This window comes from Nocardioides sp. Z38_18, assembly GCF_058215695.1.
Map to the genome: position 1 here is coordinate 2,248,133 of NZ_JBZAJE010000001.1, position 22,194 is coordinate 2,270,326.

Here is a 22,194-nt window from a genome sequence, read left to right on the forward strand (position 1 = left end):
ACAGGGGACGCAGGGCGCGCTAGCCGAAGACTGGTGTTCGACCACCAGCAAGATCACAGGTCAGAGGTCGAGGACCAGCCGAGGCGTGAGGCTGCGACCGACGCAGACCATCATGGTGTCGTTCGCGGCCCGCTCGTCCTCGTCGAGCAGGCTGTCCCGGTGGTCGGGGACCCCGTCGAGGACCGCGGTCTCGCAGGTTCCGCAGATCCCTTCGCGGCACGAGCTCGGGGCGTCGATCCCGTCGGCCTCCAGTGCCTCGAGGACCGACATCCCGGCCGGGACGGCGACCGACCTTCCGGAGCGCTGCAGCACCACCTCGAAGGCGCTCTCCTCCCCGGGAGCGGGCTCGGGCTGCGCCTTCGGAGCGAACCTCTCCACGTGCAGCGCGCCGCGTCCCCAGGTGGCACAGCGCTCCTCGACGGCGGCCAGGAGCGGCTCGGGGCCGCAGCAGTAGACCTGCGTGTCGGGGAGCGGGGTGCCCAGCAGGTCGTCGAGGTCGAGCAGCCCGCGCTCGTCCTGAGGCACCACCGCGACCCGGTCGCCGTAGCGGTCGAGCAGCGGCGCGACGAACGCCATCGAGGCCCGGGACCGGCCGCCGTACGCGAGCCGCCACGAGGACCCCGCAGCCGCGACCTTCTCGATCATCGGCAGGATCGGGGTGATCCCGATTCCCCCGGCGATGAACAGGTACGCCGGGGCCGGCTGCAGCTCGAAGTTGTTGCGCGGACCGACCACGTCGAGGACGTCGCCCGGGCGCAGCGCAGCGTGCACCTTGGTCGAGCCGCCGCGGCCCTCCGGCCCGTGCAGCACGGCGATCTGCCAGCGGCTGGGGTCCGAGGGAGACCCGCACAGGGAGTACTGACGGGTGATCGACCCCGGCAGGCGCACGTCGACGTGGGCCCCCGGGGACCACCTCGGCAGGGCGGTCCCGTCGAGCTGCTCGAGAAGCACCGAGACCACCCCCTCGGCCTCCCAGCGCAGCTGCCGCACGCGCAACCGCAGCTCGACCTCGTCGTGGGTCACGTGCACGGGTTGTCTCCCTCGCTCGTCATCGCCTGTGGGTCAGGTCGATCCGCGCCAGGCGGCCGCGGCCCTCCACCTGCACGGAGGACCGGGGGGCGAGGCGGACTGCGTCGAACACCTCGAGTGGCTCCGCAGGGCGGTCCGGGGTCACCGAGGACACCCGCAACCGGCCCTCCAGGGGCACCAGGACCGTGTCCCCCTCGAGGTTGCCCCGCACGTTCGCGTGCCCGTCGACGCGCGCGACCTCCACGGCCGCGGTCGTGGTCTCCCGCCTCGTCATCACGTTGAGGTCGATCGTGGACCCGCGGTGCAGGCTGGCGGTGACGTGATCCTCGCCGGTGAAGGTGACCGCGTCGAAGCGCCGCAGGGGGTGCTTGGCGCCGTTCACGACCACCGTCATCCCGATCCCCTCGCACAGCATCAGCACCCGGTCGACGCCGGGGAACGACGAGAACGGCCCGTCCTCGATGACGTCGGCGACGCTGATCCGCCAGGCGAAGGACCCGTCCGCCTCGTCCCCGGGCTCCCTGAGGAGCTCCCGCGTCGTACCCGCGCCGTTGCGCCACGGCTCCGGGGACGCCAGCGCGAACGGAGCCCTGGTGAAGGTGGCCGGCGCGCTCACGGTTCGACCTCCAGGTCGGCGACCCAGCAGGTCGCCAGAGGTGCCCAGTGGGCGAGGACCGACGAGTGTGCGGGATGGGCCAGGAACTCCGCCAGCTCGCCGGCCGAGGCGAAGTCGCCCGTGCCCACGAAGTCGGCGGAGACCGGACGCCGGGAGAGGTCCCGGGCGAACCTCCACCCGTGCCCGCCGGGCGCCTGCGCGGCGAGGTCCTCCTCGGCGGAGCACGCGGCGACGACCCTGGGGTCGGTGGCGGCGACGCCCTCGTGGAGGCGCAGCAGGACGATGTGCCGGATCACCTGGTCGTCACCGGTGACGCCGACGGCGCGCCACTGCGCACGAGCTGCGGACCCCGGTCCCGCAGCTGCGCGAGGTCGGTGACCCCGAGCAGCTGCATCGCGCGGCGGAACTCGGTGCCGAGCATGCCGATCGCCGCGGACACGCCCCGCTCCCCCGCTGCGCCCAGCCCGTAGAGGTAGGGGCGGCCGATCAGGCCGGCATCAGCGCCCAGCGCGATGGCGATGGCGAGGTCGGTGCCGCGCCGGATCCCGGAGTCGACGTAGATCTCCATCGCCCGGCCGACCCGGTCGCGGACCTCGGGGAGCAGGTCCAGGGGCGGGACCATCTGGTCGAGCTGGCGACCACCGTGGTTGGAGAGCACCACCGCGTCGACCCCGGCCTCCACGGCCCGTGCCGCGTCCGCGGGGTCGACGATCCCCTTGATCACCAGCGCTCCGGGCCACCGGGCGCGCAGCCGGGCGACGTCGTCCCAGGTGACCGAGGCGTCGAACTGCCGGGCCGCGAAGGCCATCACCGACTCGGAGATCTCCCCGATGTCGGGCGGCATGTTGGCGAAGGTGACCGGCTCGCCCCGCAGCAGTCCCGCGCACCACGCGGGGTGACGCGCCATGTCGGCCACCACCCCGGGTGAGAGCCGCGGAGGCAGCGTGAACCCGGTGCGGGCGTCACGCAGCCGCTGTCCGGTCACCGCGGTGTCCACGGTGAGCATCAGCGCGTGGTAGCCCGCCGCCTGGGCCCGGTCGACCAGCTCGTCGACCAGGCCCCGGTCACGCCACATGTAGAGCTGGAACCACAGGTCGCCGCCGCCCGGGATGTCCTCGAGCCGCACGGTAGACATGGTCGCCACGGTGTACGGGATGCCGGCGGCGCCGGCTGCCCTGCCGACGGCGCGTTCGCCGTCGGCGTGCATCATCCGGGTGTAGCCGGTCGGCCCCAGGACCAGCGGCAGCCGGCTCGGCCGGCCCAGGAGCGTGGCGGAGGTGTCGACCACCGAGACGTCCTGCAGGGTCGTCGGCACCAGGGAGCGCAGCTGGAAGGCCTCCCGGTTGCGCTGGAGGCTCAGCTCGCCGTCGGCACCGCCCTCGACATAGCCGCGTACGCCGCTCGGCCAGCGCCGGCACGCCTCGCGGCGCAGGTCCTCGATGTCGTGGGAGCGGGCGAGCACGCGGTCGACCCGCCGGGCGCGGGGCGGCCGGAACTGGAGGAGCTCACGGATCTCGGATGGCTTCACGGTTCAGATTCCTCGCCCTGGGTTGAGGATGCCGTGCGGATCCAGGGCATCCTTGATCGCGTGCTGCACGTCGAGTGAGTCGGTGCCGAGCTCGAGACCCAGCCACCGCTGCTTGAGGGCGCCCACTCCGTGCTCGCCGGACAACGTGCCGCCCATCTCCAGGGCGGCCCGGAACACCTCGTCGGCGGCCGCCCACACCGCGGCCGGGACCTCCCCGTCCGGGGTCGGGTCGAAGACGAAGGTGGGGTGGACGTTGCCGTCCCCCGCGTGCGCCACGGTCATGATCACCACGCCGTGCCGGGCGCCGACGTCCTCGATGCGCTCGAGCAGGTCGGGCAGCCGGGACCGGGGCACGCCCACGTCCTCGACCAGGCAGCGGCCCAGACGCTCGGCCGCCGGGTAGGCCAGGCGGCGGATGTCGAGCAGCTGACGAGCCTCGGCGGGATCGGTCGAGGTGGTCACGAACTCGGCGCCGGCCAGCTCGAACAGCTCCTGCATGGCCTCGGCGCACACGGCGCCGTCGGTGCCGTCCGCCTGCGCGATCAGCAGTGCCGAGGCGTCGTCGTCGAGCCCCATCTTCTTCCACTCGTTGATCGCCCGCAGGGTGGCCTGGTCGATCAGCTCCAGCAGCGACGGCCGCAGGCCGGCACGCACCACGGCGGCCACCGCCTCGGCTGCCGAGCGCAGGCTCCGGAAGCTGCCCACCACCGTCACCGGCTCCCCCGGCGGCCGAGGGTGCAGCCGCAGGGTCGCGCCGGTGATCACCCCGAGCGTCCCCTCCGAGCCGACGAGCAGGCCGGTCAGGTCGTAGCCGGTGACTCCCTTGACCGTGCGGTGGCCCGTCTTGATGACCCGGCCGTCGGCGAGCACCACCTCGAGTGCGAGCACGGAGTCCCGGGTGACGCCGTACTTCACGCAGCGGAGCCCACCTGCGTTGGTGGCGAGGTTGCCGCCGATCGTGCACAGCTCGAGGCTGCTCGGGTCGGGTGCGTACATCAGCCCGACCTTGCCGGCCGCACGGTCGAGGTCGGCGGTGACCACCCCGGGGTCGACCACGGCGACCTGGTCCTCGACGGAGATCTCGTGGATCCGTGCCATCCGGACCGTGCTCAGGACCAGGCAGCCCTCCAGGGCGGCGGCGCCGCCGGCGAGCCCGGTCCCCGCGCCGCGGGTCACGACGGGCACCCGTTCGCGATGGGCCCAGGCGAGCGCCCGCGAGATGTCCTCGGTGCTCCCGGCGAGGATCACGGCCAGGGGCTTCCCGGGGGTGACCAGGTGGGCCTCGTCGCGTGAGTAGGCGTCCATCACCTCGGGGTCGGTCAGCAGCCTGCTCGCCTCGCTCAGCCGGCTCGCGAGGGCGTCGAGCCGGCTCACGGCACCCACGCGACCCGGGCCGCGTCCACCGGGTCCAGCCTGGCCACCGCGAGGGTGGCCGGCTCGGCCCCGATCGACTCCACGCTCACCGTGAACGGGTCGTCACCCTCCAGCACGAGCACGTCGAGCTCGCCGAGGTGGTGGCGTCCCTCCACGAGCAGCCGGCCACGACCCGCAACCAGGGCGACCAGCTCGCGTTCTTCCCGCCGTACCTGCGTGGTGGCGTCGACCTCGAGGGCATCGACCCGGCCCGACACGTACGCCGGATGGGTGCTCAGCGACAGGGTCGAGGCACGACCACCGTCGCGCCCCAGGTCCGCAGCGACCGTCACTGCGGGTCCACCCTGTTCCGGCGCCGCGTCGTCGAGGCGCAGGTGCCACTGCCAGGCCTCGCGGCCCGCGGTGTCCGGCGAGCTCGCGAGCTCCAGGCCGTTGCCGTCCGTTCCTTCGAGCGCGCGGTGGGAGTTGGAGCGCAGCAGCAGCCTCATCCCTGGTCCCTCGCCTCGGCGGCGAGCAGCTTCGCCATGATCCGGCGCGCCTTGGCCACGCCGGCGTCCTGGGCGATCAGCACGTCGGGCACGTCGCTGGGACGCGTCTCCATCCGCTGCTGCTGGAGCGCGAGCGCGTCCGCGTCCTCCTGCAGCACCCCGCCGAGGTTCTCGGTGAGGAGCGCGTTCAGGTCCTCGTCGCCCACGGAGAAGTTGCGGCAGAACCCGTAGAAGTACCAGGCCGTGGTCTCGGTCTGCGGGGTGATCGCGTTGAGCACCTCGAGGAGCTTCCCGTCCTCGCGCCGACCGCCGGGGGTCACGACGCCGGCGTGGATGATGTGCACCGAGGGCATCTGGAACTCCGTGGTGTGCCAGCGGTCCACCCGGCTCAGGCCGGTGGCCTTCTCGAACAGCGGCGAGGGGTGGCAATCGGGCATGAACCGGTCAACGCTCACCGTGGTGCCGTCGACCTCGACCGTCACGCCGTTCTCGTAGACGGCGTCGTCGCCGATCGAGGAGGTGTGCAGGAACGCCTCGTGGGTGAGGTCGAGCAGGTTGTCGTGGATCAGGTCCGCGCTGCTCTGGAACAGGAAGGTGTGCGTGACCCGGTCCCAGGCGGGGTCGGTCATCCACCGGGTGTCGGGCACCGGTGTGTCCGCGGCCTTCTCGGGGTCGCCGACCCAGATCCACAGCCACCGGTGCGCCTCGACGAGCGGGAACTTGTGCACCAGCGCCCGCTGGGGCACCCGGTCCTGGCCCGGCACCCGCACGCAGACGCCCTCGCAGTCGTACTCGAAGCCGTGGTAGCCGCACTGGATGTTGTCCCCGATGACGCGCCCAGCCGAGAGCGGGTACGCGCGGTGTGCGCACCGGTCCGCCAGCGCGACCGCGGTCCCGTCCTGCTTGCGGTAGAGCACGACGTCCTCGCCGAGGACCGTCCTCTTCATCGGTTCCCGGGTCACTTCCTCGGACCAGGCGATGACGTACCACGCGTTGCGCACGAACATGGGGCTTCCTTCTCGTTTCACGGTCGGGCCGTCCGGGACGGCCGGTGAGGTGCCCCCGGTGGGCAGGGGCGGGTGAGGGGTGTGTCGGGGGGTGCCGGGGATGGGCTGCGTCAGCTGCGCGGTGCGAGCGCCCTTTCGAGCAGGGCCATTCCGTCGTCGTCCGGCACGCTGATCCGGACGGTGCCGGGCACGCCGAGGGCGGTCCCGGGCCGCACCGTGATCCCGTATGCCGCCAGCTGGGCCACGAAGGCCTCCTCGTCCGGGACCGGCACCAGCACGAAGTTGGCCTGGGACGGGACCGGCTCGAGGCCGGCGGCGGTGAGCAGCTCGACGATCCGGGCGCGGCCCTGTCTCGTGTGGTCGCGTACGACGTCACGGTGGAACGGGTCCCGGGCCGCGGCCACGGCTCCGGCCTGGGCCAGCGAACTCACCGAGAACGGCGCCCGGACCTTGCGCAGGGTCGTGACCACCTCGCGGGAGCCGATCAGGTAGCCGACCCGTAGGCCAGCGAGCCCGTGCACCTTGGAGAAGGTGCGCAGGACCACGACGCGTCCGGAGTCGACCAGCGGCACCGCGGTCGCGGCGTCGGGGTCCTCGGCGAAGTCCACGTAGGCCTCGTCGACGACGACCAGCCCGGCACGGCAGCCCTCCACGAACCTCTCGATGTCGGCGAGCGACCTCGTCGTACCCGTGGGGTTGTGCGGGTTGACCACGTAGGCGATGTCGGCCTCGACCTCGGCCATCGCGTCGAGGTCGTGCGCCCAGTCCAGCAGCGGCACCTTGACCAGCTCGGCGCCGACGACGTAGGTGCTGATCTCGTCGATGCGGTAGGCGGGATCGGCGCAGACGGCACGCCCGTCCTGGGCCAGGAAGGTCCAGGCGAGCAGGTAGATCAGCTCGTCGGACCCGTTCCCGACCAGGATCTGGTCCACGTCCACGCCGTGCAGGACCGCGAGCTCCTTGCGCAGCTCCTCGGCGAGCGGGTCGGGGTAGCGGTGCACGTCGTGCGCCGCGGCCGCGAGCGCGGCCACCACGTTCGGGCTGGCGCCGAGGGCCGACTCGTTGGAGGCCATCGACCCGGCGGCGGTCAGGGCCGGCTTCCCGGGCCGGTAGGGGTCGATCCGGTCGAGCCAGGGGCGTGCCACCAGCGTCATGGCCTGACCTTCCCGCCGAGCAGCTCGGTGGTGCGGGCTGCCGCGCCACGCACCTGGGCGAGCACGGCCTCGTTGTCGATCTCCCCGTGGCTCAGGTAGCTGATCCCGATGGCACCGCAGGCACCCTCGGCGTCGAAGACGGGAGCGGCGACGCAGCGGATGCCCATCGCGGTCTCGCCGTCGTCGGTGCTGTAGCCCGAGCGTCGCACCTCGGCGAGCTCGGACTCCAGCAGCTCGAGCTCCGCCGCGCCCAGTGGTGGCCGGTCGGGTGCCGTCAGGTGGTCCGCGAGGGACTGCCCCGGGACCCAGGCGAGGCAGGCCTTGCCGACCGCGGTGATGTGCGAGGGCAGGCGGGCGCCCAGCGAGCTGGCGAGCTGCACGCCCCGCATGGGTGGGTCCTGCTTGTAGAGGTAGACCGCGTCGGCGCCGTCGAGGACGGCGTAGTGCGAGGTCATGTCCAGCGCCTGGGTCACCTGGAGGAGCTGGGGCGCGACGAGGTCGACCACGCCGGCGTTGCGGACGTAGGCGGAGCCGACCTCGAAGGCCTTGATCCCGAGGGTGTAGCCCGCGAGGTCCAGCGCGACGTAGCGACGCTCGGTCAGGGACCGCAGGATGTTGTGGGCCGTGCTCTTCGGGATGTCGAGACGTTCCGCGAGCCGCGTCAGGGAGAGCGGCTCGTCGGAGTCCGCGAGGAGCTCGAGGATGAGCAGGGCTCGTTCAACCGAGGTGGACATCGTCGTACTCTCCCTCACAAGACCTTGCTCAGGAAGGCCTTGGTGCGGGCCTCCCGGGGGCGGTTGATGACGTCATCGGGGGAACCGCACTCGACGACCCGGCCCTGGTCCATGAACGCGATGGTGTCCCCCACCTCACGGGCGAACCCGATCTCGTGGGTGACCACGACCATGGTCATCCCGGACCTCGCGAGGTCCTTCATCACGTCGAGGACCTCGCCCACCAGCTCGGGGTCGAGCGCCGACGTCGGCTCGTCGAACAGCATCAGGCGGGGTTCCATCGCCAGGGCCCGCGCGATCGCGACGCGCTGCTGCTGTCCCCCCGACATCTCCCCGGGGTAGGCGTCTGCCCGGTGGCCCAGGCCGACCCGCTCCAGCAGGGCCCGGCCCTTCTCGGCGGCGACCTTGCGGCTGACGCCCTTGACCTGCACCGGCCCCTCGATCACGTTGCCGAGGACCGTCATGTGCGGGAAGAGGTTGAAGTGCTGGAACACCATGCCGATGTCGGCGCGTTCGCGGCACACCTCCTTCTCCTTGAGCTCGAACAGCTTCGTGCCGCGCTGCCGGTAGCCGACCAGGCTCCCGTTGACCGAGAGGCGGCCGCCGTCGATCTTCTCGAGGTGGTTGATGCACCGCAGGAAGGTCGACTTCCCCGAGCCGGAGGGCCCGATGATGCACATCACCTCTCCGTCGTGGACCTCGAGATCGATCCCGTGCAGGACCTGGGTCTGCCCGAAGGACTTCTCGACCTGCTCGGCGTGGACGACTGTCGTGCTCACGAGGCCCTCCTCAGGGACAGGTTGCGGACCAGGCGGGCGCGGAAGGTGGGCCGGGAGCGATTGCGATGCACGCTGCGGCCGAGTCGGCGCTCGATGGCCTGCTGGGCGATGGTGAAGACCGTGGTCAGGGCGATGTACCAGATGGACGCCGTGAACAGCAGCTCGATCACCTTGAAGTTGGAGGTGTAGACCTTGTTGGCCGAGTGCAGCAGCTCGCTGTAGGAGATCGTGTACGCCAGCGCGGTGTACTTCAGCAGCGAGATGAACTCGTTGCCCAGCGGCGGCACGATCACCCGTAGGGCCTGCGGCAGGACGATGCGCCGCATCGTCCGCCCGGGCGTCATCCCGATGGCGGCTGCCGCTTCCCGCTGGCCGTTGCCGACCGAGAGCAGTCCACCGCGGACGATCTCCGCGACGTACGCGCCCTCGTTGACGCCCAGGCCCAGCAGCGCGGCCACGAACGGGGTCATCAGGGAGTTCATCGGCGTCGAGTAGATGCCGGGGATGGTGAAGGTGCTGAAGATGATGGACAGGTTGAACCAGATCAGCAGCTGCACCAGCAACGGCGTACCGCGGAACAACCAGGTGTAGCCGCCCGCCACCCACCGCAGGACGGGGTTCTCGGACTGCCCCATCACCGCGGCGGTGACCCCGAGCACCAGCCCGATGGCCATCGAGAGGAACAGGAGCTTGAGGGTGTTGACGACACCCTCGAGGATCGTCTCCGCGGTCAGGTACTCCAGGACGATCGCGTAGTCGATGTCGGCCCGGACGAAGGCCCGGGCGACCAGTCCGAGCAGCACCAGGACGAGGGCGGCCATGACCCAGCGACCGGGATGGCGCAACGGCACCACCGTGAGCTGGGGCTGCCGGGACCCGGCACCCTCCGTCTCGTCGGTCGCTGTAGCTGTTCCTTGCTCGGCCACGTGGCTCTCCTCGCCCGGTGCTGCTCGGCTGGTCATCGGTGTCAGGCCTTGGCGCCGGAGGCGACGGCGTTGACGCCGGCCTCCTTGACCGCGATCTCCTCGAGACCCCACTTCTTCAGGATCTCGCCGTAGGAGCCGTCGTCGATGATGGCCTGCCAGGCCTTCACGAGGACGTCACGCAGCTCCTTGCTCTCCTTGGGCAGGACCATGCCGAAGAACTGCTGCTCGACCTGCAGGCCCTCGACCAGCTCGAGCTTGCCCTCGCTCTTGGAGGCGAAGACCGCTGCGGTGGGGAAGTTCTCGATCAGGGCGTCAGCCTTGCCCTGTCGGACCGCCAGCTGCTCCTGGGCGTTGCCGTCGAAGGTGAGCACGTTGATCTTCTCCGCCCCCTGCTTCTCGCAATCGGCCGACTTCTTGACCAGCCACTGGGCCTGGATCCCGCCGCGCACGGCAGCCAGGGACTTGCCGCACAGGTCTTCCTCGGTCTTGATGTTCTTGGGGTTGCCGGCAGCGGTGACGAAGCCCTGCGAGGACTGCAGGTAGTAGACGAAGTCGTAGTCCTTCTCCCGCTCCGCGGTGTCGTTGACCGCGCCGTAGATGATGTCGTAGCGCTTGGAGGCCAGGGCGGGGAGCAGGGTGTCGAAGCTGGCGTTGTTCCACGTGAAGTCGACGCCGAGCTGGCCCTCGAGCTCCTTGGCGAGCTCGACCTCGAAGCCCTGCAGGGTCTTGCCGTCCTCCTTGTAGTACTCGAAGGGCGGGTAGTCGATCGAGGAGCCGATCTGGATGGTGCCGGCGTCCTTGACGGCCGCGGGCAGCTCCTTGTGCAGCGGAGCCGAGCTGTCCGACTTGGAGGTCGTCTCCTTCTCCGAGCCGCAGCCCGTCAGGGCCAGGGCACCCAGCAGCGGGCCGGCGAGGAACAAGGTGATGACGCGGTGTTTGCGAGCAGCCATGGCGTGTTTTCTCCGGTGGTCTCAGGGACGGGAAAGAAGCGGTGTTCTCATATGTGAACTGCGTTCACTTATAGGGACGACGCTAGGCTGGCCATGATTCCGAGTCAATGACCGGAGGTTACGTTTCCGTTAACCCGCTGCGATCTGGTCCCCGCCCAGCCAGGTCTGGCGCACCAGTGGTACGCCGGGCCGGTAGGCCAGGTGGACGTGGGAGGGCGCCTCCAGCACCACGAGATCCGCACGCGCGCCCACCGCGAGGACGCCGACGTCGTCGCGAGCCAGCGCCCGCGCTCCGCCGGCCGTGGCCGACCAGAGGGCCTCGGCGGGCGACATCCCCATGTCCCGCACCGCCATCGCGATGCAGAACGCCATCGAGCTGGTGTAGCAGGACCCGGGGTTGCAGTCGCTGGCCAGGGCCACGGTCACACCGGCGTCGAGCAGACGCCTGGCGTCCGGCCACGGCTGCCGGGTGGAGAACTCGACGCCGGGCAGCAGCGTGGCCACGGTGCCGGACCCGGCGAGGGCATCCACGTCCGCGTCGGAGAGGAACGTGCAGTGGTCCACGGCGACCAGGCCGAGCTCGCACGCGAGCTGGACCCCGGGGCCGTGCCCCAGCTGGTTGGCGTGCAGCCGGCCGCGCAGTCCCTTCGCCGCCCCGGCCTGCAGGATCGTGCGGGCCTGGTCGACGTCGAAGGCACCCCGTTCGCAGAACGCGTCGATCCAGCGCGCATGAGGCGCGGCCGCGTCGAGCATCTCCCCGACCACGAGGTCGACGTACGCCGCCGGGTCGGACCCGGCGGGGACCACGTGGGCGCCGAGGAACGTGGTGTCCTCGGTGAACTGCCCGGCGATCCGCAGGGCCCGGGTCTCGTCGTGCACGGTGAGGCCGTAGCCGCTCTTGATCTCGATGCTGGTGGTGCCCTGGGCGTGCATCTCCACGACCAGCCTGGCCACGTTGCGGGTCAGCTGCTCGTCAGAGGCCTCCCGCGTGGCGGCGACCGTGGTCTTGATGCCGCCCGCGGCGTACGGCGCTCCGGTCATCCGCGCCTCGAACTCCGCCGACCGGTCGCCGCTGAAGACCAGGTGCGAGTGGCTGTCGACGAAGCCGGGGATCACCGCGCGGCCGCCGACGTCGACGGCCCGGTCCGCTGCGGGCGAGCGGCCTGCGGGGCCCACCCACGCGATCCGGTCGCCCTCGATCACCACGGCGGCGTCGTGGACGATGCCGGGCTCCGCGTGCGTGACCAGCTCCGAGATGCCGGTGATGACGGTGCTGGTCATGCCCACACTCCTTCGATGGCGTCGTGCAGCTGATGCCCGAGGTCCTCGTGGATCCCGGGTCCCGCGACGACGCGGCCGTCCACGATCACCTGCGCCACGTCGGCGCCGGTGGCGGCGAACACGACCGTGTTCTCGTCGCTGCCGGTGCCGGCGGTCCTGGGGCTGGTCGTCGCGAGCGTGACCAGGTCGGCGCGCGCGCCCACCGCGATCAGGCCGGCGTCGTCCCAGCCCAGGCTCTGGTGCCCGGTCAGGGTGGCGGCCTCGATCAGCTCGGCCGCGCTCCAGTGCCCGCGCTGCCGGCTGGCGAGCCGCTCGTCGAGCTCGAGCGCGCGCATCTCCTCGAACGGGTCGATGACGGCATGGCTGTCGCTTCCGAGCGTGAGCCGGGCGCCTGCCTCGTGCAGCCGCCTGCTGGGGCCGATCCCGTCACCGAGGTCGCGCTCGGTGGTCGGGCAGAAGTCGACGTAGGCCGCGGCCGCTCCCAGCGTCGCGATGTCCGAGTCGGTGAGGTGGGTGGCGTGCACCAGGGTGGCGTGCGGACCGAGCTGGCCCTCCTCGGCGAGCAGCTCGGTGGGCGTGAGCCCGTAGGCGTCGAGGCACTCCTGGTTCTCCGCCGGCTGCTCGGAGAGGTGGACGTGCAGTGGGCGCGAGGGATCGGCGCGGAGCTGGTTGCGAGGGACGGCCCGCACGGAGTGGAAGGCCTGCCCGACCTTCGCCCACCCCGTCTCGCGGAGCAGTGCGGTCCGCGCGTGCCAGGCGTCGACGTCGCCGTCGGAGAACCGTCGCTGGATCCCTTCGGGTGCCCGGCCGATGCCGGCGGTGAGGTAGAGGGTGTCCAGCAGGGTGATCCGGATCCCGGCCTCGCGCGCGGCCTCGACCAGTGCCTCCCCCATGGCGTTCGGGTCGGCGTACGGCGTCCCGTCGGGCTGATGGTGCACGTAGTGGAACTCCCCCACGCAGGTGATGCCTGCGGCGGCCATCTCGCGGTAGACCGCCCGGGCCAGGACGAAGTAGTTGTCCGGGTCCAGACGGGCCGCCAGGGAGTACATCTGCTCGCGCCAGGTCCAGAACGTCCCCCGCTCGCGCTGGGTCCGTCCCCGCAGGGCCCGGTGGAAGGCGTGGCTGTGGCAGTTGGCGATCCCCGGCATGCTCAGCCCGGGCACGGCGGTGGCTCCGCTCGCCGGGGTGTCCACGCCGGGCGTGACCGCGGTGAACCGCCCGTCGGCGACGGTGACCTGCACCCGGTCGGCCAGGCCCGTGGGCAGGAGCGCCTGCTCGAGGACGTAGGTGACAGCACTCATCGGGCCAGCCCTTCGAGGGTGTCGGCGAGAGCGGTGACGCCGGCGAGACAGTCGCCGGTCTCGGCATGCTCCGCCGGTGAGTGCGAGATGCCCGTGGGGTTGCGCACGAACAGCATCGCGGTGGGGATCCCGGCCGCGGAGAGGATGCCGGCGTCGTGCCCGGCCTGGGTCGGGATCACCGGCCACCCGTGCGGGTCGGCGAGCCGGTGCGCCAGCGCGGAGGGGAACTCCACTGCCCGGGAGACCGACTCCGCGGTCAGCTCGACCCGGGTTCCGTCGAGGTCCGCCTGTGCCCGCGCCTGCTCGGCGACGGACTCCACCAGGGCGGCGAGCGCGTCGTCGCTGTCGCAGCGGGCGTCCAGCCACGCGGTGACCTTCGAGGGCACCGCGTTGGTGGCGTTCGGCTCGACCGCGAGGCGGCCGAACGTCGCCCGGAAGCCCGCGTCCCGGGCCAGCGCGCTCGCGCTCAGCGCCGTGTGGGCGTAGGTGAGCATCGGGTCGTGCCGGTCCTCCATCCGGGTGGTGCCGGCATGGTTCGCCTCGCCGGTGAAGTCGAACCGGTAGCGCCCGTGCGGCCAGATCTCGCTGGCCAGCCCGACCGCGGCGTCCCGGTCGACCAGGTCGCGGCCCTGCTCGACGTGCAGCTCGACGAAGCACTCGACGCCCTCGAGCAGCGACGACCCCGCGGAGGGGTCCAGACCGGCGGCGGCCCACGCGTCACCGAGCCGCGTGCCCGCCCGGTCGGTGAGCTGCTCGGCCTTCTCGACAGAGAGCGCCCCCACTGCGAGCTGGGAGCCCAGGCAGGCCAGCCCGAAGCGGGAGCCCTCCTCCTCGACGAACACCCCGATGCCGAGGCGCCGGGTCGGCACGAAGCCCCGGTCGCGCAGCTCGTCGACCGCGGCCAGCGCCGAGACCACCCCGAGCGGCCCGTCGAAGGCGCCGCCGTCGAGCACGGAGTCGAGGTGGGAGCCGGTGAGCACCGACTCCGTGCCGGTCCCCCACCACGCGACCACGTTGCCGAAGCCGTCGTACTCCAGGTCGAGTCCGCGAGCCTGCGCCTCGCCGGCGAACCAGTCGGCGCACTCGCGCTCGGCGGAGCCGAACGGCTGCCGGAAGTAGCCGCCCGACGTCGAGGATCGCCCGACGCCGAGCAGGTCCTGCCACATGTTCTCGAAGGTCACGTCGCTGCGTCCTGTCTTCTCAGCTCTCGAGCATCGGGACGCGGACCCCGCGCTCGTCGGCCACCTCGACCGCACGGTCGTAGCCCGCGTCGACGTGGCGGATCACGCCCATGCCCGGGTCGTTGGTGAGGACCCGCTCGATCTTCTGCGCGGCGAGCTCGGTGCCGTCGGCGACGCACACCTGCCCGGCGTGGATGGAGCGGCCCATGCCGACGCCGCCACCGTGGTGGATGGAGACCCAGGTGGCGCCCGAGGCGGTGTTGACCAGGGCGTTGAGCAGGGCCCAGTCGGCGATCGCGTCGGACCCGTCGAGCATCGCCTCGGTCTCGCGGTACGGCGACGCGACCGAGCCGGCGTCGAGGTGGTCACGGCCGATGACCACCGGGGCCTTGAGCTCCCCGGAGGCGACCATCTCGTTGAACTTCAGGCCCGCGAGGTGGCGCTCGCCGTACCCGAGCCAGCAGATGCGCGCGGGGAGGCCCTGGAACGCGACCCGCTCACCGGCCATCGTGATCCACTTGTGCAGCCGCTCGTTGTCCGGGAAGAGCTCCAGGATCGCCTTGTCGGTCGCGGCGATGTCCGCCGGGTCGCCCGACAGCGCAGCCCAGCGGAACGGGCCCTTGCCCTCGCAGAACAGCGGCCGGATGTACGCCGGGACGAAGCCGGGGAACTCGAAGGCGCGCTCGTAACCGCCCTTGCGTGCCTCGTCGCGGATCGAGTTGCCGTAGTCGAAGACCTCGGCGCCGCGGTCCTGGAACTCCACCATCGCGCGCACGTGCGCGGCCATCGAGGCCTGGGCGTCCTTGGTGAACCCGGCGGGGTCGCGCCTGGCGGCCTCGTGCCACTGGTCGAAGGGCACCCCGACGGGCAGGTAGGACAGCGGGTCGTGCGCGGAGGTCTGGTCGGTGACGACGTCGATCGGCGCACCGCTCTCCAGCAGCGCCGGGAACATCTCGGCGGCGTTGCCCAGGACGCCGATGGACAGCGGCTTCTTGGCGTCGCGAGCCTGCACCGCGAGCTCCACGGCGTGCTCGAGGGACTCGGCCTGGACGTCGAGGTAGCGGTGCTCGATCCGGCGCTTGATCCGGCTGTCGTCGACATCGATGCAGATCGCGACGCCGTCGTTCATCGTGACGGCGAGCGGCTGCGCGCCGCCCATCCCGCCGAGGCCCGCGGTCAGCGTGATCGTGCCGGCCAGCGTCCCGCCGAAGCGCTTGTCCGCGACCGCGGCGAAGGTCTCGAAGGTGCCCTGGAGGATCCCCTGGGTGCCGATGTAGATCCAGGAGCCGGCCGTCATCTGGCCGTACATCGTCAGGCCGAGCTCCTCGAGCGCACGGAACTCCTCCCAGTTGGCCCAGTCGCCGACCAGGTTGGAGTTGGCGATCAGCACGCGCGGCGCCCACTCGTGGGTGCGCATCACCCCGACGGGCTTGCCGCTCTGCACGAGCATCGTCTCGTCGTCGGCGAGCGTGGACAGCGTGCGCACCAGGGCGTCGTAGGACTCCCAGTTGCGGGCGGCCTTGCCGGTGCCGCCGTACACGACGAGCTCGGCGGGGTTCTCCGCGTTCTCGGGGTCGAGGTTGTTCATCAGCATCCGCAGCGGGGCCTCGGTCTGCCAGGAACGGGCAGTCAGGGCGGTTCCGCGGGCGGCGGTGATGGGCAGGCGGGGGTTGGTCACTGGAGCTCTCCGATCACTTCTTCGACGGCTTGGACGACAGCGCCCGAACGGACCAGCTCGACGGCGGCCTCGATCTCGGGCGACAGGTGGCGGTCGGGGCCGGGCCCCGGTACGCCGTTGGTGCGGAACAGGTCGATCACCGCGGCCGTGGCCGGCGACGGCTCGAGCGGGCGGCGCAGGTCCAGGGCACGGGCAGCGGTGAGCACCTCGATGGCGACCACTCGGGTGAGGCCGTCGACCGACCGGCGCAGCTTGCGTGCGGCCGACCAGCCCATCGAGACGTGGTCCTCCTGCATCGCGCTGGAGGGGATCGAGTCGACCGAGGCCGGCGCGGCCAGCCGCTTCAGCTCCGAGACGATCGCGGCCTGGGTGTACTGCGCGATCATCAGCCCGCTGTCCACGCCGGGGTCGTGGGCCAGGAACGGCGGGAGGCCGTGGGAGCGGGAGCGGTCCAGGAACCGGTCCGTACGCCGCTCGCTGATCGAGGCGACATCAGCAGCGACGATCGCGGCGAAGTCGAGGACGTAGGCGACCGGGGCGCCGTGGAAGTTCCCGTTTGACTCCACGCGGTCGCCGACCACCACGGGGTTGTCCACGGCACTGGCGAGCTCGCGGCCGGCCACCACCGAGCAGTGCTCGATGGTGTCCCGCGCGCCGCCGTGCACCTGCGGCGAGCACCGCAGCGAGTAGGCGTCCTGGACCCGGTTGCAGTCCGGTCCCCGGTGGGAGGCCACCACGCCGGAGTCGCGCAGGATCGCGACGAGGTTCGCCGCGGAGGCCGACTGCCCCGGGTGGGGCCGCAGCGCCTGCAGGTCGGCGGCGAAGACGCGGTCGGTGCCGAGCTGGCCCTCGACGGACATCGCCGCGGCGATGTCGGCCGTCTTCATCAGCCGTGAGAGGTCGTGCAGCGCCATCACCAGCATGCCCAGCATGCCGTCGGTGCCGTTGATCAGCGCCAGCCCTTCCTTGGCCTCCAGCTCGACCGGGGCCAGCCCGGCTGCCGCGAGGGCCTCGCCGGCTTCCATCAGCTCGCCCTGGGCGTCGCGGACCAGCCCCTCGCCCATCAGGGCCAGCGCGCAGTGCGCCAGCGGGGCCAGGTCGCCGGAGCAGCCCAGGGAGCCGTACTCGTGCACCACGGGAGTGATCCCCCGCGACAGCAGCGCGGCCAGGAGCTCGGCGGTCTCCGGCCGGACCCCGGTGTGCCCGGTGGTGAGGGTGGAGAGCCGCAGCAGCATCAGGGCCCGGACGACCTCGCGCTCGACCTCGGGGCCGGAGCCGGCGGCATGGGAGCGGACCAGCGACTTCTGCAGCTGGGCGCGCATCTCGCCGGGGATGTGCCGGGTGGCGAGGGCACCGAAGCCGGTCGAGATGCCGTAGACGGGCGTCTCGGACGCGGCGAGCTTCTCGATCACCGCACGTGCGTCGGCGAGCGCGGTCTTCGCCTCGCCGGAGATGTGGACCGCTGCGCCGTCCCGGGCGACCGCCAGCACCTCGGCGGGCGTGAGCGGACCGGTTCCGAGGGTGACGGAGTTGTGTGTGGTGGGCATGGGTCAATCCAAGGCCCCGCGGAGGCCCGCTGACGCCAATCCGGCAGTGGTGCTGTCTCGTATCTGAGACTCCGCTGGGAGCACACCGGCGATCGCCCGCCTCCGCGGTGCGACTAGGTTCTGGGGCATGGCTCAGGTTCCGGCAGCGACCAGGACGCTGATGGTGCTGCGCTTCCTGGCCTCGCAGCCCGACCCCGTGCCGCTGGAAAGACTCGCCGCCGCGGTCGACCTGCCGCGCTCGACGGCCTACCACCTGGTGAAGGCGATGATCGAGCAGGGCTTCGTCACCCACATCGCCGAGGAGCAGCGCTACTGCCTCGGAGTGGCCGCGTTCGAGGTCGGCACCGGCTACACCCGGCAGGCGCCGCTGCAGCGGATCGCGCACCGCCCGCTGGCCACGCTCGTGGACCGGATCGGCCAGTCGGCACACCTGGCGGTGCCGCACGGTCGCGACGTCCTCTACGTGGTCGAGCAGCGTGCCCCCGGGCGGGCGCCGCTGGTCACCGATGTCGGCGTACGACTTCCTGCGCACCTGACCGCCAGCGGACGAGCGATCCTGGCCGCGCTCCCGGCGACCCAGGTCCGAGCGCTCTACCCCGACAGGAGCGCGTTCGTGGACCGGCACGGCCTCGGACCGCGCTCCCTGAGCGCGCTGCGCCGCGTGCTCAGCGAGACCAGGCAGCGCGGCTACGCGACCGAGGACGGCGAGGTGACGCCCGGGTTCTCCTCGGTCGCGGCGGCGGTGCTGGACCACAACGGCATCCCGATCGGCGGGATCGCCACGACCTACGACACCCGTGAGGAGCTCGACCTGGACGAGGTCGTGGCGGCGGTCACCGCCACCGCGGCCACCGTCAGCCGGCGCGTCGGAGGGACACCCGTCATCGCCTGACCGCCCGCGGACCGGCCCGACGTCGTGTGTCACGATGCGCCTCGTGGGGCGCACGAGCACGACGGAGCCGGCGCGGGGATCGGTCTGGCGTACGCCGGGGATGCCCGCGCTGCTGGCGATGTCCACGATCGGGTTCTGCGGATACGCGGCGCTGCTGGCGGTCGCACCCATGTGGGCCGTGCACGGTGGCGCCGGCTCCCCGGGCGCCGGAGCGGTCAACGGCGTGCTCCTCGGCTTCACGGTGCTCACCCAGCCGTTCGTCCCGGGGGCGCTGCGCCGGGTCGGCGTCGGTCCGGTGATGGTCCTGGGCCTGCTGCTGCTGGGTCTCCCCTCGCTGCTGCACCTGCTCACCGACGCGCTCGCCCCGACGCTGGCCCTCTCGGCCGTGCGCGGGCTCGGTTTCGGGATCCTCACCGTCACCGGCAGCACCGCCGTCGCCGAGCTGGTCGCACCGCCCCAGCGTGGTGCCGCCATCGGCGCCTACGGCCTCGCGATCGCAGTCCCCCAGCTGGTCCTGCTCCCGCTCGGGCCGTGGGTGGCCACCGAGATCGGCTTCTGGGTGGTGTTCCTGGCGGGCGCCCTGCCGCTGCTGGCCTGTGCTCCCGCACTGGCGCTGGCACGGCGGCTGAAGCAGGCGGCGGACAGCCGGGGAGCCGAGGAGCCGGCAGCGGAGCCGCCGCCCGGCGAGCCGGCCCGGCGCCGGGGCCACACCTACCTGGTGCTGCTGCGCCCGATGGCGTTGCTGCTGGTGGTCACCCTGGCCGGCGGCGCGCTGCTCACGTTCCTGCCCCAGGTGACCGAGCTCGCCTGGGTCACCGCGGCCGGGTTGTTCATGCTCACCGCCACCACCGCCGCCGCCCGGTGGGCCGTGGGCGGGCTCGCGGACCGGCACGGACCGCAGCCGTTCATGTGGCCGCTCGTGCTGCTGGCCGCCGCGTCGATGGGCGTCGCCGCCTGGGCGGTCCATCTCGGTGCCGGCGTCGCGGCGGGCGCGCTGCTGGTGGGCGCGATGGCCCTGCTGGGCGTGAGCTACGGCGCCCTGCAGAACCTCACCCTGCTGGTCTCGTTCGAGTCGGTACGCCGCCACGAGTACGGCGTGGCCAGCGCCATGTGGAACGTGGGCTTCGACACCGGGACCGGCCTGGGGGCCGTGCTGGTCGGCGTGCTCGCCGCGGGCGCCTCGTTCCCGGTCGCGTTCGCCTGCACGGCGGTGATCCTGCTGCTCGCCGTACCCCTCGCGGCGTGGCGACCCAAGGGCACACCCGACCGGACACCCCAGGGGCTCGCGGACCGTGCCGACGTGACGGTGCGCCAGCACCCCTGAGCGGGTTCCGCCGCGCCCGCAGCCGGATAGTCCGAGACGTAACCGTCGTCAATTCGGACATCCGACGACGGTTACGTCTCGGACTACCCCGCCCAGCACTCCTGAGCGGGTCCCGCCTACTGCTGGCGGCGCTCGTGCAGCCGCTGCTCCGCCTCGGGCAGGTAGGCCAGGCAGGGTGCCTCGGCGTCGGGGTGCTTCTCGCGCAGGTGGAAGATCCAGCGGTCCATCGCCGCCATGAAGCCGTTGTCGTCGCCGGGCCGGTACGCCGACCAGGGGGCGTCGTCACGGACGCGGCACTGCGTGCAGCTGATCTTGTAGACGAAGCGCTCCTGGGCGTCGACCTCGATCCGGACCCGCGCCAGTGGTCCCGCCTCGGCGGCGGCCTTGCGTTCCCGGGCCGACCTGCTCGCGGTCACCTGGCACCCTGGCCGGCGGCGCCGACCAGGCCGGAGCGGAGCTCGACCAACGCCTGCTCGAGGTTCACAGCCGGGGTCCAGCCCCACCTGTGGGCGCGGTCGACGAGGTACTTCCCGGTCCACGCCGGGCCGTCGTCCCAGACGGGCTCGACACCGACCGCGCTGGTCACGGTGGTGTAGTAGTCGCGGAGCGTCGCCGGTCCCCCGGCCACGTTGACCGGGGTGCACCCACCCGCGACCGGTCCCTGCTCGGGGTCCTCGGAGGTGGGGATCCGGCCCGTGGCCAGGTCGGCCACGAGGACGGCGAGGTCGTCGAGGTGCACCCACGGGAACGTCTGGTCCGGCAGGGCGTGCCGGGCGCCCTCGTCGTCACGGATGTCGGCCGGCCGCAGCGTGTTCCACACCGAGGTCTCCCCCGCGCCCAGGATCGCCGGAGGGCGCACCAGCACACGGGTGATCCCGTCGACGTCCGCCAGCGCGGCGTCGGTGTCGCGCTTGGTCGCGCCGTAGTCGTTGGCGTTCTCGTCGACGAGCCGCGAGGACTCATCGACGTCACCGGCCTCGGGCGAGCGGTCGTAGACGGCCGCAGTCGAGATGTGCACCAGCCACTGCGCGCCCGCGTCTCGTGCAGCACGCGCGATCACCGGAGTGCCCTCGACAGCCGTCCGGTGCTGGGTCTCGCGGTCCGAGCCCATCGGGTGCACGGTCGTGACCACGCCACCCGCACCCGCGACCACGGAGGCCGCGAAGTCGGGGTCACCGAACTCGCCCACGTGCTCCTCGACCCCGGGCAGCTCGGGGCTGGTGCCCGGGCGGCGTACGACGGCGCGCACGGGCACGCCACGCTCGGCCAGCACCGCGCAGATCCGGGATCCGACGAGTCCGTTCGCGCCGGTGACGACAACTGGGTTCGCTTCGCTCATGGCACCCACCTTGGCACGCGCCGTCGCTCAGGCGTCGGCCACCATGGGGGCGACCTCGGTACCGAGCAGCTCGATGCCGCGCAGGAGGTCGGCGTGGGACAACTTGGGGTTGGTCATCTGCAGGGACAGCCGGTCCACGCCGCCGAGCTGCTCGGAGACCCGGCGGATCTTGTCCGCGACGGTCGGGGGGTCCCCCATGAAGAACGCACCGTTGGGCCCCGACGTCGCGTCGAACTGCTGGCGGGTCGGCCTCGGGAAGCCGCGTTCGCGCGAGACCTTGGTGAACATCTCCTCCCAGCCCGGGTAGATCGTGTCCGCGGCCTCCTCGGTACTGCCGGCGACGAAGCCGAACACGTGCAGGCCCACCTTGAGCTTCTCCGGAGCGTGGCCGGCCTGGGCGCCCGCGCGGCGGTAGAGGTCGACGAGCGGCGCGAACTGGCGAGGCTCGCCCCCGATGATCGCGACCATCAGCGGCAGGCCGAGCAGCCCGGCGCGCGCGAACGACTCCGGGGTCCCACCGACGCCGACCCAGATGGGCAGCGGGTCCTGGAGCGGACGCGGGTAGACGCTCTGCCGGACCATCGGCGGCCGGTGCCTCCCGGACCAGGTGACCTCGGCCTCGTCGCGGATCCGCAGGAGCAGCTCCAGCTTCTCGGTGAACAGCGAGTCGTAGTCGGCGAGGTCGAGCCCGAAGAGCGGGAAGGCCTCGGTGAAGGACCCCCGGCCCACCACCAGGTCAACCCGGCCCTTGGCGATGAGGTCCAGGGTGGCGAACTGCTGGAAGACCCGCACCGGGTCGTCCGCGCTGAGCACCTTCACCGCGCTGCCGAGCCGGATCCGCTCGGTGCGGGCCGCGGCCGCGGCCAGGATGATCGAGGGTGCGGAGTCGAAGTACTCGCTGCGGTGGTGCTCGCCGATCCCGAAGGAGTACAGCCCCACCCGGTCGGCCAGGGTGATCTCCTCGAGGAGATGCTCCATCCGCTCGGCCGGACCCACCACGTGTCCGGTCGCCGGGTCGGTCACGGTCGAGACGAAGCTGTCGACGCCTAGGTGCATGTGCGGAGTC

General features: G+C 72.1%; 22 protein-coding genes. 2 read left to right on the top strand and 20 right to left on the bottom strand.

The features are described 5' to 3' along the window. Positions 1–60: 60 nt before the first annotated feature. The 17 genes from AC4BGC_RS10920 to hutH form a co-directional block, all read right to left on the bottom strand. Positions 61–1,029 (bottom strand): PDR/VanB family oxidoreductase, encoded by a 969-nt coding sequence (locus AC4BGC_RS10920; RefSeq protein ID WP_490555667.1) that lies wholly within the window; start codon positions 1,027–1,029, stop codon positions 61–63. A 19-nt stretch (positions 1,030–1,048) separates the two neighbouring features. Beyond that, positions 1,049–1,645, bottom strand: a complete 597-nt coding sequence (locus tag AC4BGC_RS10925; RefSeq protein ID WP_490555669.1) for a HutD/Ves family protein — start codon at positions 1,643–1,645, stop codon at positions 1,049–1,051. Further along, on the bottom strand, positions 1,642–1,941 hold the full coding sequence (locus tag AC4BGC_RS10930; protein WP_490555670.1) for a Dabb family protein: 300 nt from the start codon (positions 1,939–1,941) through the stop codon (positions 1,642–1,644). The genes AC4BGC_RS10925 and AC4BGC_RS10930 overlap by 4 nt, the downstream gene beginning before the upstream one ends. Beyond that, positions 1,938–3,173 (bottom strand): alpha-hydroxy acid oxidase, encoded by a 1,236-nt coding sequence (locus tag AC4BGC_RS10935; protein ID WP_490555672.1) that lies wholly within the window; start codon positions 3,171–3,173, stop codon positions 1,938–1,940. The genes AC4BGC_RS10930 and AC4BGC_RS10935 overlap by 4 nt, the downstream gene beginning before the upstream one ends. A 3-nt stretch (positions 3,174–3,176) precedes the next feature. Beyond that, on the bottom strand, positions 3,177–4,547 hold the full coding sequence (locus AC4BGC_RS10940) for an FAD-binding oxidoreductase (RefSeq protein ID WP_490555673.1): 1,371 nt from the start codon (positions 4,545–4,547) through the stop codon (positions 3,177–3,179). Next, positions 4,544–5,035 (bottom strand): hypothetical protein, encoded by a 492-nt coding sequence (locus AC4BGC_RS10945; RefSeq protein WP_490555675.1) that lies wholly within the window; start codon positions 5,033–5,035, stop codon positions 4,544–4,546. The genes AC4BGC_RS10940 and AC4BGC_RS10945 overlap by 4 nt, the downstream gene beginning before the upstream one ends. After that, a complete protein-coding gene (locus tag AC4BGC_RS10950; protein ID WP_490555676.1) occupies positions 5,032–6,042 on the bottom strand; it encodes a Rieske 2Fe-2S domain-containing protein in 1,011 nt (336 codons plus the stop codon). Before AC4BGC_RS10950 ends, AC4BGC_RS10945 begins: the two co-directional genes overlap by 4 nt. A gap of 110 nt (positions 6,043–6,152) precedes the next feature. Continuing rightward, entirely contained in the window at positions 6,153–7,196 is a 1,044-nt protein-coding gene (locus tag AC4BGC_RS10955) for a pyridoxal phosphate-dependent aminotransferase (protein ID WP_490555677.1), read from the bottom strand. Continuing rightward, a complete protein-coding gene (locus AC4BGC_RS10960; protein WP_490548952.1) occupies positions 7,193–7,930 on the bottom strand; it encodes an IclR family transcriptional regulator in 738 nt (245 codons plus the stop codon). Before AC4BGC_RS10960 ends, AC4BGC_RS10955 begins: the two co-directional genes overlap by 4 nt. 14 nt (positions 7,931–7,944) lie before the next feature. Beyond that, complete coding sequence (locus tag AC4BGC_RS10965) at positions 7,945–8,709, bottom strand: amino acid ABC transporter ATP-binding protein (protein ID WP_490548950.1); 765 nt, start codon at positions 8,707–8,709, stop codon at positions 7,945–7,947. After that, positions 8,706–9,671: an amino acid ABC transporter permease gene (locus tag AC4BGC_RS10970; protein WP_490555678.1), complete on the bottom strand. Its 966-nt coding sequence runs from the start codon at positions 9,669–9,671 to the stop codon at positions 8,706–8,708. The genes AC4BGC_RS10965 and AC4BGC_RS10970 overlap by 4 nt, the downstream gene beginning before the upstream one ends. A gap of 5 nt (positions 9,672–9,676) precedes the next feature. Further along, positions 9,677–10,585, bottom strand: a complete 909-nt coding sequence (locus AC4BGC_RS10975; protein WP_490548946.1) for an ABC transporter substrate-binding protein — start codon at positions 10,583–10,585, stop codon at positions 9,677–9,679. A gap of 129 nt (positions 10,586–10,714) precedes the next feature. Further along, a complete protein-coding gene (gene hutI / locus AC4BGC_RS10980) occupies positions 10,715–11,866 on the bottom strand; it encodes an imidazolonepropionase (protein ID WP_490555679.1) in 1,152 nt (383 codons plus the stop codon). Continuing rightward, complete coding sequence (locus tag AC4BGC_RS10985; RefSeq protein ID WP_490555681.1) at positions 11,863–13,167, bottom strand: formimidoylglutamate deiminase; 1,305 nt, start codon at positions 13,165–13,167, stop codon at positions 11,863–11,865. Before AC4BGC_RS10985 ends, hutI begins: the two co-directional genes overlap by 4 nt. Further along, complete coding sequence (locus AC4BGC_RS10990; protein ID WP_490555683.1) at positions 13,164–14,348, bottom strand: allantoate amidohydrolase; 1,185 nt, start codon at positions 14,346–14,348, stop codon at positions 13,164–13,166. Before AC4BGC_RS10990 ends, AC4BGC_RS10985 begins: the two co-directional genes overlap by 4 nt. A gap of 19 nt (positions 14,349–14,367) precedes the next feature. Beyond that, entirely contained in the window at positions 14,368–16,026 is a 1,659-nt protein-coding gene (gene hutU, locus AC4BGC_RS10995; RefSeq protein WP_490555684.1) for a urocanate hydratase, read from the bottom strand. Continuing rightward, positions 16,023–17,573 carry a histidine ammonia-lyase gene (gene hutH, locus AC4BGC_RS11000; RefSeq protein ID WP_490555685.1) on the bottom strand — a complete coding sequence of 517 codons (1,551 nt, stop codon included), beginning with the start codon at positions 17,571–17,573 and terminating at the stop codon, positions 16,023–16,025. Before hutH ends, hutU begins: the two co-directional genes overlap by 4 nt. A gap of 127 nt (positions 17,574–17,700) precedes the next feature. On the opposite strand from hutH, the gene AC4BGC_RS11005 reads away from it, so the two are divergent. Continuing rightward, the gene (locus AC4BGC_RS11005) at positions 17,701–18,465 is read left to right on the top strand and encodes an IclR family transcriptional regulator (RefSeq protein ID WP_490555687.1); all 765 of its coding nucleotides are present in this window, start codon (positions 17,701–17,703) and stop codon (positions 18,463–18,465) included. A 43-nt stretch (positions 18,466–18,508) separates the two neighbouring features. After that, positions 18,509–19,789: an MFS transporter gene (locus tag AC4BGC_RS11010; RefSeq protein ID WP_490555688.1), complete on the top strand. Its 1,281-nt coding sequence runs from the start codon at positions 18,509–18,511 to the stop codon at positions 19,787–19,789. A 116-nt stretch (positions 19,790–19,905) separates the two neighbouring features. On the opposite strand, the gene AC4BGC_RS11015 is transcribed toward AC4BGC_RS11010, so the two are convergent. Genes AC4BGC_RS11015 through AC4BGC_RS11025 form a run of 3 tightly spaced genes read right to left on the bottom strand, consistent with a single transcriptional unit; the run spans position 19,906 to position 22,184 of the window. After that, the gene (locus tag AC4BGC_RS11015; protein WP_490548932.1) at positions 19,906–20,205 is read right to left on the bottom strand and encodes a hypothetical protein; all 300 of its coding nucleotides are present in this window, start codon (positions 20,203–20,205) and stop codon (positions 19,906–19,908) included. Then, on the bottom strand, positions 20,202–21,128 hold the full coding sequence (locus AC4BGC_RS11020) for an NAD-dependent epimerase/dehydratase family protein (RefSeq protein ID WP_490555689.1): 927 nt from the start codon (positions 21,126–21,128) through the stop codon (positions 20,202–20,204). Before AC4BGC_RS11020 ends, AC4BGC_RS11015 begins: the two co-directional genes overlap by 4 nt. A 27-nt stretch (positions 21,129–21,155) precedes the next feature. Further along, the gene (locus AC4BGC_RS11025) at positions 21,156–22,184 is read right to left on the bottom strand and encodes an LLM class flavin-dependent oxidoreductase (RefSeq protein WP_490555690.1); all 1,029 of its coding nucleotides are present in this window, start codon (positions 22,182–22,184) and stop codon (positions 21,156–21,158) included. Positions 22,185–22,194: the final 10 nt, after the last annotated feature.

Excerpts from the sequence above, each read along its gene's own strand:
- AC4BGC_RS10945 (WP_490555675.1), bottom strand. The coding sequence starts at position 5,035 with ATGAGGCTGCTGCTGCGCTCCAACTCCCACCGCGCGCTCGAAGGAACG.
- AC4BGC_RS10950 (WP_490555676.1), bottom strand. The coding sequence starts at position 6,042 with ATGTTCGTGCGCAACGCGTGGTACGTCATCGCCTGGTCCGAGGAAGTG.
- AC4BGC_RS10955 (WP_490555677.1), bottom strand. The coding sequence starts at position 7,196 with ATGACGCTGGTGGCACGCCCCTGGCTCGACCGGATCGACCCCTACCGG.
- AC4BGC_RS10960 (WP_490548952.1), bottom strand. The coding sequence starts at position 7,930 with ATGTCCACCTCGGTTGAACGAGCCCTGCTCATCCTCGAGCTCCTCGCG.
- AC4BGC_RS10970 (WP_490555678.1), bottom strand. The coding sequence starts at position 9,671 with ATGACCAGCCGAGCAGCACCGGGCGAGGAGAGCCACGTGGCCGAGCAA.
- AC4BGC_RS10975 (WP_490548946.1), bottom strand. The coding sequence starts at position 10,585 with ATGGCTGCTCGCAAACACCGCGTCATCACCTTGTTCCTCGCCGGCCCG.
- hutI (WP_490555679.1), bottom strand. The coding sequence starts at position 11,866 with ATGACCAGCACCGTCATCACCGGCATCTCGGAGCTGGTCACGCACGCG.
- AC4BGC_RS10985 (WP_490555681.1), bottom strand. The coding sequence starts at position 13,167 with ATGAGTGCTGTCACCTACGTCCTCGAGCAGGCGCTCCTGCCCACGGGC.
- hutH (WP_490555685.1), bottom strand. The coding sequence starts at position 17,573 with ATGCCCACCACACACAACTCCGTCACCCTCGGAACCGGTCCGCTCACG.
- AC4BGC_RS11005 (WP_490555687.1), top strand. The coding sequence starts at position 17,701 with ATGGCTCAGGTTCCGGCAGCGACCAGGACGCTGATGGTGCTGCGCTTC.
- AC4BGC_RS11020 (WP_490555689.1), bottom strand. The coding sequence starts at position 21,128 with ATGAGCGAAGCGAACCCAGTTGTCGTCACCGGCGCGAACGGACTCGTC.
- AC4BGC_RS11025 (WP_490555690.1), bottom strand. The coding sequence starts at position 22,184 with ATGCACCTAGGCGTCGACAGCTTCGTCTCGACCGTGACCGACCCGGCG.